Here is a 15,474-nt window from a genome sequence, read left to right as displayed (position 1 = left end):
CCGCCACCGAGGCCAGTCCCGCGGCGCTGCCGGCCATCAGCGGCACGGAGCGGCGAAAGCCGAACTGCGCGCCGGATGCCGTCGACAGCGTCGTGGCGATGCCGGGCGTCGAAGTCGAGATCAGCGCGAACAGGACAAGGGGGAGGATTGTTGCGGACATCTGGGCTTTCCCGATCGGAAGAGCCGGCATGCTAGGCGCTTTGATCCATCAGTAAATGCAATGTTTGATATGACAATCATTAGCATTTATAATGAAGGAATGAACCGCGATCTCGATACCACACTCGTCCGCACTTTCGTCACAGCAGCCGAAAAGGCGAGCATGACGGGCGCTGCAAATGCCCTCAATCTGACCCAAGGCGCCGTCAGTCAGCAGATCAAGCGACTGGAAGAGGTTCTTGGCCAGACACTGTTCGAGCGTGACCGGCGCGGCCTGAAGCTGACGCGTTCCGGCGAACGGCTGCTCGACAAGGGGAGGCGTCTGCTGCAGCTCAACGACGACATCCTGGCGGAGATAAGCGGCAAGGCGGTCGCCGGCCAGGTGCGGATCGGCGTGCCTTACGACCTTGTCGGCACGTTGCTTCAACCCGTGCTCAAGACTTACGCCGAAGCCCATCCGCAGGTGGAGATCTCGCTGGTCTGCGCTTCCTCGCCGGAGCTCGCGGCCGGGCTGGCCGCGGGGAACATCGATCTTGCCGTCATCGAGGAGCGGGCCGGTCGGACGGCTGGCGAATGCCTGCTGGTCGACCGCCTGGTCTGGGTCGGCGCCAGGGGCGGCACGGCGCGTTTGAAGCGGCCGCTGCCGGTGTCGATGGTCGCCGACACCTGCGCCTTCCGTCCGGCGGTGCTGGCAGCGCTCGGCGAGCATGGGCTCGGCTGGCGCACCGTGTTCGAGAACGGCAATATCGACGCAACAACGGCGACCGTGCGCTCCGACCTTGCTGTGACCACCTGGCTCGCCTCGACGGTTCCGGCCGACCTCGACATCCTGTCCGACGCCGGCCTGCCGGCGCTGCCGAATTTTTCGGTCAACCTGCATGTGCCGAAACATGCCGTCGCGCCGGCGGCGCAAGCCTTCGCGGCTCATATCCGCGAGGGTCTGGCGCGTTATCGCCAGGCGGCGTGAAGGCATTTCCTCGCCCCCGCCAAAGCGGGGGAGAGGTGGCCGCGAAGCGGCCGGAGAGGGGGCTTCGTAGAGCGAGAGCATAGGGATATTGGCCGTGGTCGCGCCAGTCCCCCGCTCCGTCTCGGCTGCGCCGAGCCACCTCTCCCCCAAGTTCGTGGGGGCGAGGAAAGAAGTGCCGATATTACTTCCAGTTCTTGCGCCGCTCGAGTTCGGCATCCGAAGGCTGCTCTGTCGCGAAAGATCCGGTCTTGATCGCGCCGCCACGTTCATAGGTCGCCATGATGACGCCGGTGCTCGAGACCTGCGACTTGATAAGCTTGAAGGCGGCCGGAATCGCTTCATCGCCGAACAGCCGCTTGCCCTTGCCCAGCAACAGCGGGAAGATCATCAGCCGGATCTCGTCGATCAGCCCGTTGGCGAGCAGGCTCTGGATCAGATTGCCCGATCCCTGGATGAGCAGGTCAGGTCCGTCTTCCTGTTTGAGCTGCCTGAGCCTTGCAACGACATCCGGCCCAAGCGACTGGGTGTTCTGCCAGGTCAGGGTATCCGGCCGATGCGTCGCCACATATTTGGTCGCAGGGTTGAAGGCATCCGCGATCGGATCTTTCTGATACGGCCAGTACGCGGCGAAGATGTCGTAGGTTCTGCGGCCGAGCAGCAGCGCAAAGGGTTTGGAAAATAATTCATCCAGAGCCGCGCCCGCCACCTCGTCAAAGTAATGGAAGGTCCAGCCGCCGAACTTGAAGCCGCCGACCGGATCCTCTTCCGGTCCGCCCGGCGCCTGCATGACGCCGTCGAGGCTGATGAAGGTGGCGGCGATGATCTTTCGCATGGTCTTCTCCTTTCGTGATCCGCACCATCACGGCCGGATTTCAGCCTAGAGCAGTTCAGCATTCACAGAAGCGCTGAGCTGCTCTAAGTGTTTGTTTTTATGCAATTCCAGACGGAAAACCGTTACGCACTTTTCCTGGAATTGCTCTAAGGACGAACGACGGGTCTCCATTTCGACAACCGCCGACAAAGTTTTTAGCGTTTGCCGCCGCGAATGATACGCGACGAGAACCAGACATCGCCGAAGACGGCGGTGGCGGTGCGGTCAGGTGCCTTGTCTTCACTCAGCCAGATCGAGCGCGTGCGGGCGGCGCGCTCGCGGGTTGGCACTTTTGCTTCCGGCCCGGCGATCCAGGCGCCGACGCAGGGGATGAACCAGGAGCCCATGAAGGGTTGGCAGGCAAAGCCGCCCTCCATGCGCGTGACAATCACCGCAAGGCCAATGCGCTCGGCGGGACGCCAGGGGAAGATCATGCGGCCGCCGGGTTTGAGCGCCCTCAACCATGCCGCGGGAGGGGCCGCGACACCGGCATTGACATAGATGATGTCAGAAGGTCGGAGCAGGCTGGTGACCGCGTTGCCCTGGATCACTTTCACATTGCCGTAAGCTGCAAGATTTTGGCTTGCTCGCTCCGCGAGATCGGGCTCGAGTTCGAAGGCGGTGACTTCACCTCCAGGCTCGACCAGCCTTGCCAGCAGCGCGGTGTAGTAGCCGGTGCCGGCACCGATATGAGTGATGGCTTCGCCGGGCTTCGGTTTGACCTTGCCGATCCACATGGCGTGCAGAACCGGCTCGCCATTGTTGATGCCCTTGTCGGCATCGAGCACCACCAGCACGTTCTGATAGATGTAGCTCGGATCGGCAGTCGGCGTTTTGAACCCGCCGTCGCCGGCGAAAACGGTCCACGGCCCGGGCCCGAGAAAGGCCTCGCGCGGCACCGAGGCGAACACCTCCTCAATGCGGGGATCGGCGGAGCGCGCATGCGCGGCCATCAGCTTGGCGTAGAATTTTCGGGCGTCGTCCGATCCGGTCATGCTTCCAGAAGATAGCGCGGCCGGCTCGGATGTCGCGGCCTGATCTCAGCCGGCAAAAGTGTCGAAGAGCAGCTTGAAGTTGAGCACCAGGATGATGGCCGCGACCACCCATGCGAGCGCGGCGACGCCGCGCGGGATGGCGAAATTGCCCATTTTCTTCTTGTCCGACACGAACTGCACCAGCGGCACCACGGCGAAGGGCAACTGCATCGACAGCACCACCTGGCTGAAGACGAGGAGCTGGGCGGTGCCCTTTTCGCCGTAGAGCGCGGTGACGATCACGACGGGGACGATGGCAATGCCGCGCGTCAGCAGGCGACGCGCCCATTGCGGGATGCGCAGGCGCAGGAAGCCTTCCATCACGATCTGGCCGGCGAGCGTCGCGGTGACCGTCGAGTTGAGACCGGAGGCGAGCAGCGCGACCGCGAACAGGATCGAGGCGATGCTCAAGCCCAGCAGCGGCGAGAGCAGCTCGAAGGCCTGACCGATCTCGGCGACATCCTGGTGCCCGGTGCCGTGGAAGGCCACGGCCGCAACGATCAGGATGGAGGCGTTGACGAACAGCGCCAGGATCAGCGCGATGGTCGAATCCGTCGTCGCCCACTTGATGGCGTCACGCTTGCCCGTATCGGTGCGCGCATAAGCGCGGGTCTGCACGATCGAGGAGTGCAGGTAGAGATTATGCGGCATCACGGTGGCGCCGATGATGCCGATGGCGATGTAGAGCATTGTCGGGTTGGTGACGATCTCGGACGACGGCACGAACATCGAATGCAGGATCATGCCGGCCGGCGGCGCGGCAACGAAGATCTGGACGGCAAAGCAGCCGAAGATGATGATCAGCAGCGCGATGACGAAAGCTTCGAGGTAACGGAAGCCTCGGTTCATGAGCAGCAGCACAAGGAAGGCGTCGAGCGCGGTGAGCACGGCACCGCCGATCAGCGGAATGCCGAACAGCAGTTGCAGCGCGATCGCCGTGCCGATCACCTCGGCGAGGTCGCAGGCGATGATCGCGAGCTCGCAGGCGATCCAGAGCAGGAAATTGACCGGGCGCGGATAGTAGGCGCGGCAGGCCTGCGCGAGGTCGCGGCCGGTGGCGATGCCGAGGCGGGCGGCCAGCGCCTGCAGCAGGATCGCCATCAGGTTCGACAGCATGATGACGAAAAGCAGCGTGTAGCCGAACTGGGCGCCGCCGGCGAGGTCGGTCGCCCAGTTGCCCGGGTCCATATAGCCGACCGACACCATGTAGCCCGGGCCCATGAAGGCGAACAGGCGGCGGAACCAGACGCCGGTCCACGGCACTGCAATCGTGGCGTTGACCTCGCGCAGGCTGGGCTGCTCGCCCTCATCGGCGCGGGCAAATTGCCACGAGGAACGGGATACGGCTTCTGCGTCGGACATCATGGACTTCCGCTGGAATGTATTGATGGCGCCCCTTATCTATGCCACGGCTCAACATTATGCAATAGGCTATATTTCATTGTTTGTGCTTTTATCCACTGGTGCAGGGGGGCCGGTTGCACGTGAGCGGGAATGCAAATAAACGGCCGGAGCACCGGGGTTCGTGTTATGAATGCGATCCCCGATTCAGCCTTCGGCCAGCCAAGAAGGAGCGCGTGTTGGCGCTGAGGAACAGACCGGTTCGACGTGAAGAGCCGCTTCCCGATGCCGAAATCCATTCGGAGGGGTTCCGGCATACGCGCGAGGCGCGCCGCAGCGCGCTCGTCGAGGACTATGTCGAGCTGATCGCCGACCTGATCGAAGACGGCAACGAAGCCCGTCAGGTCGATATCGCAGCCAGGCTTGGCGTCGCGCAACCCACCGTGGCGAAAATGCTGACCAGGCTCTGCGCCGACGGGCTGGTCTCCAGAAAGCCCTATCGCGGGGTGTTCCTGACCGAGGCCGGCCGCAAGGTGGCGGAGGAGAGCCGCATCCGCCACCAGACGGTGGAAGCGTTCCTGCGCTCGCTGGGCGTCAGCGCCGAGACGGCGCGCATCGATGCCGAGGGCATCGAACACCATGTCAGCGCCGAGACGCTGGAAGCCTTTCGCAGGGCGATGATAACCCGCTAAGCCAACTGGGCTCCCTCCCAGTGACGCTGGAACCGCTGCGCATTCAGCGCGTTCGTTTCCCAGGCCCGCAATCCTTGGCGGCCAGGGAGGAGCAAGCGATGGGCGTGGAACAGGCACCGACCAAAAAGGGCAAGGAGTCAGCGAAGGGGTTGAGGCAAGCCTCGGCGCAGGACGAACGCAAGACCGAGAGCGAAACTAGACGTCCGCTGAAGAAGGGCGCTGCCCGTTTCGAAGAACGCTCCAAGAGTTCAGACGGCAAAAGCGCCGGCTTGAAGCAGAAGAGCTGAAATTGCCGGCTCGTCTGGGATCCAACGCAGTCGCCAAGTCGTATTTCGGCTGCGAAAAATGCTGTGACTTGACCTGACCATTGGGATAATTGTTTGCGGAGGGAGCGGTCGCGAGCCTGGCCTTCCAGATATTCGCAGCACGAGGAGTTGCCATGCTTTGGAGAGGCCGTCGTCAGAGCGACAACATCGAAGATCAGCGCGGCGATAGCGGCGGCGGATTCGGCGGCGGCAGCCCCGGTCAGTTCCGCATTCCGATCGGTGGCCGCGCCGGCGGCGGCTCGAGCATCATCCTGGTCATCCTCGTCGTGCTTGCCGGATGGTATTTCGGCTTCGATCCATCGCAGATCCTGGGCGACGGCGGCGGCCAGATCACCGACAACAGCGGCGCGCAGGACAGCACCGGGGCGCCTGCTTCCGATGAGATGAAGCAGTTCGTGGCGACGGTGCTCGCCGAGACCGAGGACACCTGGACCGGTATCTTCAAGGCCAATGGTTTGAGCTATGAGGACCCCAAGCTGGTTCTGTTCAGCGGCCAGATCCGCTCGGCCTGCGGCTTTGCCTCGTCGGCGGCGGGACCGTTCTATTGCCCGGGCGACCACAAGGTCTATCTCGACATGACCTTCTTCCAGCAGCTCGACCAGCAGTTCGGCGCTTCGGGCGAATTCGCGCGGGCCTATGTGATCGCGCATGAGGTCGGCCACCACGTGCAGAACCTCACCGGCATCATGCAGAAGTTCAACCAGATGCGGCCGAGCATGGGCGAGGCCGAGGCCAACCAGATGTCGGTGAAGGTCGAGCTCCAAGCCGACTGTTTCGCAGGTGTCTGGGCCCACTACACCGCGCAGAAGGGCATCTTGGAACAGGGCGACATGGAAAGCGCGCTGAATGCCGCCAAGCAGATCGGCGACGACACGCTGCAGAAGAAGATGCAGGGCTATGTCGTGCCGGAAAGCTTCAACCACGGCACGTCGGCGCAGCGGCAGACCTGGCTGGCGCGCGGTTACAAGAGCGGCAAGCTTTCGGACTGCGATACGTTCAACAATCCGGTCTGAGGCGGCGATGTAGGGCTGCCGTCCTTCCGCATCGACTGATGTCAGGATGAGGCAGCTGCGGTCGTTCGCTTATTGTTCCGGGCGACAAGCTCGCCTATAAGGTGCATCTCGCCTGTGCCCTGAAGCGCATCGCGCTGAAACGGAGTCAGGCGACGCGCTTTAGGTTTTTTGAATTTACGCATGCCTTCATCCCGAACCGGTTTCCACTTTCGGGAGACATGCTTTTGGCGGCCGAGGAGCTTGTCACCATGATCGACCCCAGGACCGCCAAGCGGGGCCTTGCGCTCGTTTTCACCACGCTTCTGCTCGACGTCATCGGCTTCGGCATCATCATGCCGGTGCTGCCGGCCTATCTGCAGGAGCTGACCGGTGTCGGCGTCAGCGAGGCGGCGATCGAGGGCGGCTGGCTGTTCTTCGTCTATGCGGCGATGCAGTTTTTCTTCGCGCCGGTCATCGGCGGCTTGAGCGACCGTTTCGGCCGGCGGCCGATCCTGCTCGCCTCGGTGCTCACCTTTTCGATCGACAACCTGATCTGCGCCATCGCCTGGTCCTATCCGATGCTGTTCATCGGCCGCGTGCTCGCCGGCATTTCCGGCGCCAGCTACTCGACGACATCGGCCTTCATCGCCGACATCTCGAACGACGAGAACAGGGCCAAGAATTTCGGCCTGCTCGGCATCGCCTTCAGCGTCGGCTTCGTCATCGGCCCGGTGCTCGGCGGCCTGCTCGGCACGTTCGGGCCGCGTGTGCCGTTCTATTTCGCCGCCGGGCTTGCCTTCGTGAACTTCCTGATCGCGATGTTCCTGCTGCCGGAGACGCTCGACGAGCAGCATCGCCGCCGCTTCGAGTGGAAACGCGCCAATCCGGTCGGCACGCTCGTCCAGATGCGCAACTATCCCGGCATCGGCTGGATCGGGCTCGTCTTCTTCCTGATGACGCTCGGCCACATGATGTATCCGGCGGTGTGGTCCTTCGTTTCAAACTACCGCTATGGCTGGAACGAGCAGCAGATCGGCTTCTCGCTCGGCGCCTTCGGCCTGTGCGGCGCGATCGTCATGGCGACCGTGCTGCCGCGCGTCATCCCCAACCTCGGCGAATGGAAGACGGCGGCGATCGGCCTAACCTTCACGGCGCTCAGCGCCTTCGGCTATGCGTTTGCGACACAAGGCTGGATGATCTATGCGGTGATCGTCGCCGGCTGCCTGGAAGCGCTTGCCGACCCGCCGCTAAGAAGCCTCGCCGCGGCCAAGGTGCCGCCTTCGGCGCAGGGCGAACTGCAGGGCGCGATGACCTCGATCTTCTCGATCACCTCGATCATCACGCCACTGCTCTATACTGCGATCTTCTCGTGGTTCACCGGCCCGAGCGCGCCGGTTGCGTTCGGCGGAGCGTCCTATGTGCTCGGCGCGATTTTCCTGACGCTGGCGGTGATCGTCTTCGTGGCGAAAGTGGCCAAGCCGACGCCGAAGGAAGTCGAGCGCATGCACGCCGAGGACGCGGTGACCGACGCGGCCTGAGCCGCGTCCGGTTTGCGTTACGCGCGCTCGGCCAGCGCCGGCTCGCCGCGCCGTTCGCGAACGAGGTTGACGAAGCGACGGAAGAGATAGTGCGAATCCTGCGGGCCGGGCGAAGCCTCGGGATGGTGCTGAACCGAGAACACCGGCCGGCCGGTCAACGCGATGCCGCAATTCGAGCCGTCGAAGAGCGAGACATGGGTCTCCTCGACACCTTCGGGCAGCGAGTCGGCGTCGACGGCGAAACCATGGTTCATCGAGACGATTTCGACCTTGCCGGTCGTGTGGTCCTTCACCGGATGGTTGGCGCCGTGGTGACCCTGATGCATCTTCTCGGTCCTGCCGCCGAGCGCCAGCGCCAGCATCTGGTGACCGAGGCAGATGCCGAACACCGGGATGTCGGTCTTCAGCAGATCCTGGATCACCGGCACGGCATATTCGCCGGTCGCCTCCGGGTCGCCGGGACCGTTGGAAAGGAAGATGCCGTCCGGCTGCATGGCCAGGATTTCTTCCGCGCCGGTCTTGGCCGGCACGACGGTGACCTTGGCGCCGAGACCGGCGAGCAGGCGCAGGATGTTGCGCTTGACGCCATAGTCGATCGCCACCACGTGCAGCGACGGCGCGTCCTGTTCGCCAAAACCCTTGTTCCAGGCCCAGGGCGTCTCGCGCCAGACCGAGGACTGGCCCGAGGTGACTTCCTTGGCGAGGTCCAGCCCGATCAGACCCGACCAGGCAGCGGCGCGGCGCTTCAGGTCGTCAAGGTCGAAGACGCCATCGGGCGCGTGGGCAATGACGGCGTTGGGCATGCCTTTCTCACGGATCAGCACTGTGAGAGCGCGAGTGTCGATACCCGAAAGCGCGACGATGCCGCGCTTCTTTAGCCACTGATCGAGATGCCCGGCTGCCCGGTAGTTGGACGGGTCGGTGACATTGGCCTTGAAGATCGCGCCGACGGCACCTGCGCGCGCCGCAGGATTGAGGTCTTCGATATCCTCGCTGTTGGTGCCGACATTGCCGATATGCGGGAAGGTGAAGGTGACGATCTGGCCGGCATAGGAGGGGTCGGTGAGGATCTCCTCGTAACCGGTGAGCGCGGTGTTGAAGCAGACTTCGGCGACCGCCGAGCCGGTGGCGCCGAGGCCGCGGCCCTCGATCACCGTGCCGTCGGCGAGCACCAGAAGTGCGGTCGGCTTTTCGGTGGCCCAGGCGGTGGTCGTGGCCATGGCGGCACTCCTAGAGGCTGCTTCCAGATCATCCCGTTTGCGGGACGATCCGCGCAGCAAACAGCGCGCACCGGCGAATTCGCGAGCCTGCGCGCAACCAGATTTTCAGTTCATGCGAGGCTCAGTACATAGGGGAAGGCGCCAAAGCGGTCAATGACGCTTGCTGCGAACGGAATCGATTTATTTCGCCAAGCAATATCAATAGTTTGCCGGGATTTGCCTTGGGCGCCGGGCAAAGCTATTGTCCGCCGCGTTCGAAGGAGAAGCACGATGCGCGAGAAAATCGCCGAATCCATGAAGAGCGCGATGAAGGCGCAGGACAAGCACCGGCTGCCGACGCTCAGGCTGATCCAGGCCGCCATCCACGACCGCGACATCGCCAATCGCGGCGCCGGCAAGCCGGCGGCGAGCGAGGAGGAGATCCTGCAGATCCTGGCCAAGATGGTGAAGCAGCGCGAGGAATCGGCCAAGGCTTTCGAGGACGGCAAGCGGCCGGAACTGGCCGCTCAGGAGCGCGGCGAGATGGAGATCATCCGCGAGTTCCTGCCGACGCAACTCGACGATGCCGCGATCACGGCGGCGGCGCGCGAGGCGATCGCCGCGACAGGCGCGGCCAGCCAGAAGGACATGGGCAAGGTCATCGGCGCGCTCAAGCAGAAATATGCCGGCCAAATGGACTTCGCCAAGGCAAGCGCCATCGTCAAGGGGCTGCTGCAGTAGGGGATTGCCGCAGTAGGGGGACTGCTGCAGCAGGCATTCTTGCCGCTCCCGCGGTGAGGCCCATGTAAGGCTGGGCACCCAAGCCCAGGTCAAGCCGTGGATGATGGCTCGCCGGAGGAAATATTGGATCACCCGAGAGAGGCGCGGACGAAGGCATTTCTGGAGCAGGTGCTGTAGATCGCCTTGCGATTGTCCGTTTTCGCCGCGATGAGGCCCGTCCGATCCGGTCAGGGTGGCAGGGATTCAGGCGAGTGTCTGGGTGAAGAGGCAGCGATCAGCCTCTATCAAAGCGCGGAGGCGCGTATGCGGATCAAGGTCGAAACCCGGCAGGACGGCAACGTCGAAGTGCCCCGAAGGTTCTGCCTCAACGGCGACCAGGTGGATGTCTTCGAGGTGGTCGACCAATGGTTTGGTGCCGATTACCGCTATTGCAAGGTCAAGGGCAGCGATGGCGCGCTCTACATCCTGCGGCACGACGAACTCCGATCGGAGTGGTGCCTCACGATGTTTGCAAGCGAACGGGCGCAGGCCGTGGCGGCCGGATGGACTTCGCCAAGCCAAAGCGCCATCGTCAAGGGGTTGCTTCAGTAGGGATAGGCAGCCGCGGGAACCTCACGGATCCTTGCAGATCGGCACCGGCTGCGGAGGCGGCAAAGGGTGATCCTTCTTGTATTGCGCGATGATCGGCTCGAGCATCTTCTTCGGCCAGAATTTCGGCGCGCCGATCTCCTTCAGGCAGGATGCATTCCAGTACAGTCCGGTAGCCGACATCGATTGTCTGGCAGCCACGGTACGCGCCATGGCGGCAATGTCCCGAGATTCCGGATAGATGTAGAGCGTCGTCGGGTTGTCCTTCACCATCGGGATGATCTGCTCGGCATCCGCGGGCGACCAACTGGTGCAACCATTGCTGCGGCCGCCGGCATAGTTCACCAGCTTGCCAAAGGGCACGTAGCCATCGTGGTCGGCGTATGAGCTGTTCGGGCTTTTGCGAAGGCACATTCCCCTCAGCAGCGCTGCCGGGTGCCCGCCGATCACGCGCTGCCTGGCGTTGGCGGTTTCGCCTTCGCCGTCGAACTGCACGAAGGTGCGCATGAAAATCGCATCCTGCTTCGCGCCGACGCGATAATAACCCTTGAACGAGGTTTTGGCCTCGGCCGTCATGTAGGCGCCGCCGGCCGTCAGTTCCGAATCAAAAGCGTTGCCGAAGTTCTTCGCGCATCGTCTGCCGTTGGAAAAATTGGCGACGCCTTTCAGGTCGCGGCCGCCGCCGTGACCGGCCGAGACCGCGCGGAACGACTGCTCGGCCTCGCAGACGATGTAGTAGCGGCGCCCCAACACGCCATTGCCCAAATCGCCGGGACGGGTCGCGTCCATGGCGAAGTAGCAGGGATTTTTCACGGAACCTTCGCTCACCTTCTTCAGGTAAAGCGCGCGCGCCCGTTCCAGGACCACCTGAGCGATCTGACCGTCGCCTTCGCCGACATGAGCCTGCAGCCATGCCGGAATGCTTGAGGACCGCAGCGCCGCGAAAGATCGGGCCGACATCGCCAGCGCGGCGGCAAAGGCGAGGAGGCAGAGAACAGCGACACCCAGCGGAACAGATCTCGAGCGCACCGATTATTTCCCCTCTCCAGCCGTTATCGCTTATGGTGAATCACCTCTACCAATCATAAAAGGCCGCGCGCCAATCGGCGAAACACTTCTAGTTTAGCGTGTCCTGAGTATCCGTGATTTCCGGTCTGTTCGCGTTGGGGTATCATGCGATTCGGCGCGCCCACGCCTCCTCCCTCCGTTGGGAAAGCATTGTTCATGCGGGGCATTCGATCACTGAACCGACTGTTCGAGCACCAGGCATAAGGAGGGGTTGCGAAGACTGCTCGCACCAGGAGGTTTTTTCGATGCGGCTTTCCGCGCCCGTCTATCGTCTGAAGCGTCAGGCCAGGCTCCTGTCCCGCAGGGACAGAGTGCCGCTTCACCAGGCCCTCGATCGTGCCGCTGCCGAGGAGGGTTTCGCCAGTTGGAGCCTGCTCGCGGCCAAAGCCGCTGAAGCCACACCCGCCGGCAGCCTGCTTGCGCAACTCGCGCCTGGTGACCTGGTGCTGGTCGGCGCCAGGCCGCGGCAGGGCAAGACCCTGATGAGTCTCGAGCTTGCGGTCGAGGCGATGAAGTCCGGCCATCGCAGCGTGTTTTTCACGCTGGAGTATACGCACACGGACAGTGCAGGTCCGCAGGCTCCGGGCTTTTGCCCGCGAACAGGGACTGATCCTGGTCTTCATCTCGCAGATCGACCGGTCGTACGATCCGTCCCGGAAGCCGTTTCCCGACCTTGACGACGTCCGGCTGCCGAACCCTTTGGATTTGTCGCTGTTCGACAAGACGTGCTTCCTGAACAAGGGCGAACTCCGCTTCCATGCGGCTTGAGAGCAATCCTGACTGCCACTATGCCTGCCGGTCTGCAAAGGGACACGGATCATGGTCGAAATCGTCAAACCCGCGCTCGAACACCTGCCGTCCTACAAGGCGGCGCTGGAGCGCGGCTGGTCGCCGGACAATGTCCGGCTGATGGAGGCTACGCGCGAGCAGCTCGCGGCCATCGAGGAAGATCCCGTCGCCTTTCTCGCCAGCCTTGACGATCCCGAAGCCAAGGGGCCGCGCATCGCCTTGCCGGACGGCACGACGGTGCCGCGCCTGCCGGGGTTTCGGCGCTGGATCTGGGATGGCGAGGTTGCCGGCTCGATCGGGCTTCGCTGGCAGAAGGGCACGTCGGCGCTGCCGCCGCACGTGCTCGGCCATATCGGTTATGCCGTTGTGCCGTGGAAGGAGCGGCGCGGCTACGCCACCGAGGCGCTGCGCCTGATGCTCGACGAGGCGAGGGCGGTGGGCCTCGACTATGTCGAGATCACCACGGATCTTGACAATCTTGCGTCCCAGAAGGTGGTGCTCGCCAATGGCGGCATTCTCGTCGGGCGGTTCGCCAAGGTCGCCGCCTATGGCGGCGCGGAGAGCCTCAAGTACCGGATCGACCTTTAGGTATGTTCACGGGCAATGGAGCCTGATGCGCCTATTCGCCGGGCTTGGCCAGTCTTCCTTCTTCGGCCTTGTAGTAGTACTGGCTCGCGACAAGCCAGCCTTTCAGCGGCCTGAGCGGCGGAATGCAGGTCGCCAGAATTATGGGCACCGAGACGAAGGCGTGGAACCACATGGACGGCTCGAAAGTCACCTGTGCCCAGACAGCGAACAGCATGGAGGGCACGCAGGCAAAGCAGATGACGAAGAAGGCGGGCCCATCCGCCGGGTCGGCAAAGGAATAGTCGAGCCCGCAGACATCGCATTTCGGCGCCAGCTTCAGAAACCCTTCGAACAGCCGGCCTTCCCCGCAACGCGGGCAGCGGCCACGGATACCGACCCGCCAGGGTTCGAGGTGGGGGTAGTGCGCGTGATCTTGCATGGTTGTCGCTCCAGGGACCTCGCATGGCGGTCGATCGGCCTTGAGGTCACCGATACATACTAGTATCATGATTGTATGCATACAATGCGACAAAATGTATGGACAAAGATAGCATGAACGGCGAGAGCGACCTCGGCTGGCTTTCTCCCTTGGAGGAGGGCCATCGGCCGATCTATCTCAGAATTGTCGATGCGCTTGCGGCTGCCCGCTCGAGCGGCCGACTGCAGCCGGGGGACAGGCTGCCGCCGCAACGCGAGCTTGCCCGTTTCCTTGGCGTGGATCTGACCACGGTCACCAGGGCTTTCACCGAAGCCCGCCGCAGGAATCTGATCGACGCAACGGCCGGCCGCGGCACCTTCGTCACGCCCGGCGAGCCGGAAGAGCCGATCCTCGATCTGAGCATGAACATTCCGCCGGCGCCTTCGGGCCTCAGCCTGCCGGCATTGATCCGGAGCGGCATCGAGGGACTGCTCAAACGTTCCAGCGCGGAAGCGCTGCTTTCCTACCATCCCGGCCCGGGTTCGCCCGCCGAACGCGCCGCCGGCTCGTCATGGCTTGCGGCAACCGGCGACAGGCCGCCGGTCGAGCGCGTGGCTGTCGGTTCGGGGGCGCAGGCGCTGCTTGCGGCCGTGCTGCTGTCGCAAACCCACGAGGGCGACACGATCCTCACCGAGGCGCTGACCTATCCCGGCCTGATCGCGCTGGCCGGGGCCACGGGGCGGAAACTGGCCGGTGTCGGCCGTGACGATGACGGCATGCGTCCCGACTATCTGGAGGAAGCGGCGCGACGGCACGGTGCCAGCGTCCTCTATCTCAACCCGACGCTCCACAATCCCACGGCAGCCACCATGCCTGAGGGCCGGCGCCGGGACCTGGCGCGGATGGCGGGCAAGCTGAACCTCTTGATCGTCGAGGACGATCCCTACAGTCCGTTGCTGACTGCTTCCCCAACAGCTTTCCTTAGTCTCGCGCCGGAGCGGACCTTCCATGTCGCGACATTGGCGAAATGCATCTCGCCTTTCCTGCGCACCGCCTTCCTGGCCGCGCCCAATGCGGAAGCCGTCGAGCGGATCGCGGCGGCAATCCGGGGCACCACGATGATGGCGCCGCCGCTGATGACGGGTCTCGCCTGCGAATGGGTGCGAAGCGGCCTGGCCGGCGAGATCACGGCCGCGGTGCGTGCCGAAGCGGAAGCCAGGCAGAAGATCACGCGCAAGATCCTGCCGGCGGGGTTCGCCTCGGCGGAATCGAGCCTGCATCTCTGGTATCCGCTTGCGGGGCGGCCGCGCTCTTCAGAGCTCGTCGACGCGGCCCGGCGCCGCGGATTGGCCATCAGTCCGGCCGAGGAATTTTCCGTCGCGCCCGGCGTTGCCGACGGCTTGCGCCTGGCGCTGGGCGCGGCATCCAGCAGGGAAAGGCTGGAGGAGGGCCTGCGCAATTTGCTGTCGATCCTTGCCAATCGCTTCGAATCCTCGCCCGCGCCGGTTTGATGTAATCCAGGCGGCGGCGGAGCGGCGGCCTTAACCGCTGCGGCTGGCAGCGGCGGCGTTGCGCGGCTGCGCCATTCCCAAGCCTGCGAGGCGAGTGCGACCACCACGGCTACCAGCATGGCGAGCACACCTGCAAGCGGCAGGCTGCGATAGCCCAAGCCGGCATTGAGCATCGCGGCGCCCAGCGATGCGGCGAGCGCGATGCCGACATTGAAGCCGGACGGAATGAGCGAGGAGGCCAGGTTCGAGGCGTCCGCCGTCCAGGCCAGGATGCGGGTCTGGATCGGTGCGCCGATGGCGAAGTTGAGACCGCCCCAGAGGACGATCGCAACGATCATCGGCACCGGGTAGGGGCTGACCGCATAGATGATGCCTAGCATCACCGCCTGCAGGAAGAGCATGGCGATCAGCGACGGCATCAGCTTCCAGTCGGCAAGCTTGCCGCCCAAAAGAACGCCAATCGTGGCGCCGACGCCGTTGAGCAGCAGCACCCAGGGGATCAGGCTCTCGTCGAGGCCGGTGACTTCGAGCAGCGTCGGCGTGATGTAGGTGAACAGGCCGAACTGGCCGATCATCAGCATCAGCATCAGGATGAGCGAGGTCCAGACTTGCTGGCGTCCCAGCACGCGCACTTCGCGCGCAAGGCCGGCTGGCCGGTCGGCGGCGCCTGCGG

At 63.9% G+C, this 15,474-nt stretch carries 15 protein-coding genes and 3 pseudogenes; 10 read left to right on the top strand and 8 right to left on the bottom strand.

Annotated elements, in window-relative coordinates:
• Nucleotides 1–160 (bottom strand): annotated as a pseudogene (locus DH10_RS37135) (LysE family translocator); the annotation flags it as partial.
• 99 nt (nt 161–259) lie between these two features.
• Between DH10_RS37135 and DH10_RS22340 the strand changes: the two are divergent.
• A complete protein-coding gene (locus DH10_RS22340) occupies nt 260–1,126 on the top strand; it encodes a LysR family transcriptional regulator (RefSeq protein ID WP_192256857.1) in 867 nt (288 codons plus the stop codon).
• 181 nt (nt 1,127–1,307) lie between these two features.
• Here the strand turns inward: DH10_RS22340 and DH10_RS22335 are convergent, their stop codons facing one another.
• The 3 genes from DH10_RS22335 to DH10_RS22325 form a co-directional block, all read right to left on the bottom strand.
• Nucleotides 1,308–1,958: a dihydrofolate reductase family protein gene (locus tag DH10_RS22335; protein ID WP_192385320.1), complete on the bottom strand. Its 651-nt coding sequence runs from the start codon at nt 1,956–1,958 to the stop codon at nt 1,308–1,310.
• A 194-nt stretch (nt 1,959–2,152) separates the two neighbouring features.
• Nucleotides 2,153–2,992, bottom strand: a complete 840-nt coding sequence (locus DH10_RS22330) for a protein-L-isoaspartate O-methyltransferase family protein (RefSeq protein ID WP_192256861.1) — start codon at nt 2,990–2,992, stop codon at nt 2,153–2,155.
• 45 nt (nt 2,993–3,037) lie between these two features.
• Complete coding sequence (locus tag DH10_RS22325; protein ID WP_192256863.1) at nt 3,038–4,393, bottom strand: Nramp family divalent metal transporter; 1,356 nt, start codon at nt 4,391–4,393, stop codon at nt 3,038–3,040.
• 218 nt (nt 4,394–4,611) lie between these two features.
• Between DH10_RS22325 and mntR the strand changes: the two genes are divergently transcribed.
• From mntR to DH10_RS22305, 4 genes are all read left to right on the top strand, one after another.
• Nucleotides 4,612–5,064, top strand: coding sequence for a manganese-binding transcriptional regulator MntR (mntR, locus tag DH10_RS22320; RefSeq protein ID WP_192256865.1), 453 nt, complete (start codon nt 4,612–4,614; stop codon nt 5,062–5,064).
• 98 nt (nt 5,065–5,162) lie between these two features.
• The gene (locus DH10_RS22315; RefSeq protein WP_192256942.1) at nt 5,163–5,351 is read left to right on the top strand and encodes a hypothetical protein; all 189 of its coding nucleotides are present in this window, start codon (nt 5,163–5,165) and stop codon (nt 5,349–5,351) included.
• Between the two features lie 152 nt (nt 5,352–5,503).
• Nucleotides 5,504–6,403: a KPN_02809 family neutral zinc metallopeptidase gene (gene ypfJ / locus DH10_RS22310; RefSeq protein ID WP_192256867.1), complete on the top strand. Its 900-nt coding sequence runs from the start codon at nt 5,504–5,506 to the stop codon at nt 6,401–6,403.
• A gap of 248 nt (nt 6,404–6,651) precedes the next feature.
• A complete protein-coding gene (locus DH10_RS22305; protein WP_192256869.1) occupies nt 6,652–7,920 on the top strand; it encodes a TCR/Tet family MFS transporter in 1,269 nt (422 codons plus the stop codon).
• Nucleotides 7,921–7,937: 17 nt separating this feature from the next.
• Here DH10_RS22305 and carA read toward each other — a convergent pair whose 3' ends face one another.
• Complete coding sequence (gene carA / locus DH10_RS22300) at nt 7,938–9,140, bottom strand: glutamine-hydrolyzing carbamoyl-phosphate synthase small subunit (RefSeq protein WP_192385319.1); 1,203 nt, start codon at nt 9,138–9,140, stop codon at nt 7,938–7,940.
• A gap of 270 nt (nt 9,141–9,410) precedes the next feature.
• On the opposite strand from carA, the gene DH10_RS22295 reads away from it, so the two are divergent.
• Both DH10_RS22295 and DH10_RS22290 read left to right on the top strand, forming a co-directional pair.
• Nucleotides 9,411–9,860: a GatB/YqeY domain-containing protein gene (locus DH10_RS22295; protein ID WP_192256871.1), complete on the top strand. Its 450-nt coding sequence runs from the start codon at nt 9,411–9,413 to the stop codon at nt 9,858–9,860.
• 303 nt (nt 9,861–10,163) lie between these two features.
• Nucleotides 10,164–10,451, top strand: coding sequence for a hypothetical protein (locus DH10_RS22290; RefSeq protein WP_192256873.1), 288 nt, complete (start codon nt 10,164–10,166; stop codon nt 10,449–10,451).
• Between the two features lie 21 nt (nt 10,452–10,472).
• Here DH10_RS22290 and DH10_RS22285 read toward each other — a convergent pair whose 3' ends face one another.
• Nucleotides 10,473–11,477: a hypothetical protein gene (locus tag DH10_RS22285; protein ID WP_192256875.1), complete on the bottom strand. Its 1,005-nt coding sequence runs from the start codon at nt 11,475–11,477 to the stop codon at nt 10,473–10,475.
• Between the two features lie 284 nt (nt 11,478–11,761).
• Between DH10_RS22285 and DH10_RS22280 the strand changes: the two are divergent.
• Together DH10_RS22280 and DH10_RS22275 are read left to right on the top strand one after the other, a co-directional pair.
• A pseudogene (locus tag DH10_RS22280) lies at nt 11,762–12,284 on the top strand (DNA helicase).
• Between the two features lie 51 nt (nt 12,285–12,335).
• Complete coding sequence (locus tag DH10_RS22275) at nt 12,336–12,893, top strand: GNAT family N-acetyltransferase (RefSeq protein ID WP_192256877.1); 558 nt, start codon at nt 12,336–12,338, stop codon at nt 12,891–12,893.
• Nucleotides 12,894–12,924: 31 nt separating this feature from the next.
• Here the strand turns inward: DH10_RS22275 and DH10_RS22270 are convergent, their stop codons facing one another.
• Nucleotides 12,925–13,311: a DUF983 domain-containing protein gene (locus DH10_RS22270; protein ID WP_192256879.1), complete on the bottom strand. Its 387-nt coding sequence runs from the start codon at nt 13,309–13,311 to the stop codon at nt 12,925–12,927.
• 113 nt (nt 13,312–13,424) lie between these two features.
• Between DH10_RS22270 and DH10_RS22265 the strand changes: the two genes are divergently transcribed.
• On the top strand, nt 13,425–14,801 hold the full coding sequence (locus DH10_RS22265; protein ID WP_192256880.1) for an aminotransferase-like domain-containing protein: 1,377 nt from the start codon (nt 13,425–13,427) through the stop codon (nt 14,799–14,801).
• Between the two features lie 29 nt (nt 14,802–14,830).
• On the opposite strand, the pseudogene DH10_RS22260 reads toward DH10_RS22265, so the two are convergent.
• Nucleotides 14,831–15,474: pseudogene (locus DH10_RS22260) on the bottom strand (MFS transporter); the annotation flags it as partial.

It is taken from the genome of Mesorhizobium silamurunense (assembly GCF_014843825.1).
Lineage (GTDB): Bacteria > Pseudomonadota > Alphaproteobacteria > Rhizobiales > Rhizobiaceae > Mesorhizobium > Mesorhizobium silamurunense.
Note: the sequence above shows the minus strand (reverse complement) of the source record. Positions and strands in the feature narration are given on the sequence as shown.

Excerpts from the sequence above, each read along its gene's own strand:
- DH10_RS22315 (WP_192256942.1), top strand. The coding sequence starts at position 5,163 with ATGGGCGTGGAACAGGCACCGACCAAAAAGGGCAAGGAGTCAGCGAAG.
- DH10_RS22265 (WP_192256880.1), top strand. The coding sequence starts at position 13,425 with ATGAACGGCGAGAGCGACCTCGGCTGGCTTTCTCCCTTGGAGGAGGGC.
- DH10_RS22335 (WP_192385320.1), bottom strand. The coding sequence starts at position 1,958 with ATGCGAAAGATCATCGCCGCCACCTTCATCAGCCTCGACGGCGTCATG.
- ypfJ (WP_192256867.1), top strand. The coding sequence starts at position 5,504 with ATGCTTTGGAGAGGCCGTCGTCAGAGCGACAACATCGAAGATCAGCGC.
- DH10_RS22270 (WP_192256879.1), bottom strand. The coding sequence starts at position 13,311 with ATGCAAGATCACGCGCACTACCCCCACCTCGAACCCTGGCGGGTCGGT.
- DH10_RS22305 (WP_192256869.1), top strand. The coding sequence starts at position 6,652 with ATGATCGACCCCAGGACCGCCAAGCGGGGCCTTGCGCTCGTTTTCACC.
- DH10_RS22340 (WP_192256857.1), top strand. The coding sequence starts at position 260 with ATGAACCGCGATCTCGATACCACACTCGTCCGCACTTTCGTCACAGCA.
- carA (WP_192385319.1), bottom strand. The coding sequence starts at position 9,140 with ATGGCCACGACCACCGCCTGGGCCACCGAAAAGCCGACCGCACTTCTG.
- DH10_RS22295 (WP_192256871.1), top strand. The coding sequence starts at position 9,411 with ATGCGCGAGAAAATCGCCGAATCCATGAAGAGCGCGATGAAGGCGCAG.
- DH10_RS22290 (WP_192256873.1), top strand. The coding sequence starts at position 10,164 with ATGCGGATCAAGGTCGAAACCCGGCAGGACGGCAACGTCGAAGTGCCC.
- DH10_RS22275 (WP_192256877.1), top strand. The coding sequence starts at position 12,336 with ATGGTCGAAATCGTCAAACCCGCGCTCGAACACCTGCCGTCCTACAAG.
- DH10_RS22325 (WP_192256863.1), bottom strand. The coding sequence starts at position 4,393 with ATGTCCGACGCAGAAGCCGTATCCCGTTCCTCGTGGCAATTTGCCCGC.
- DH10_RS22330 (WP_192256861.1), bottom strand. The coding sequence starts at position 2,992 with ATGACCGGATCGGACGACGCCCGAAAATTCTACGCCAAGCTGATGGCC.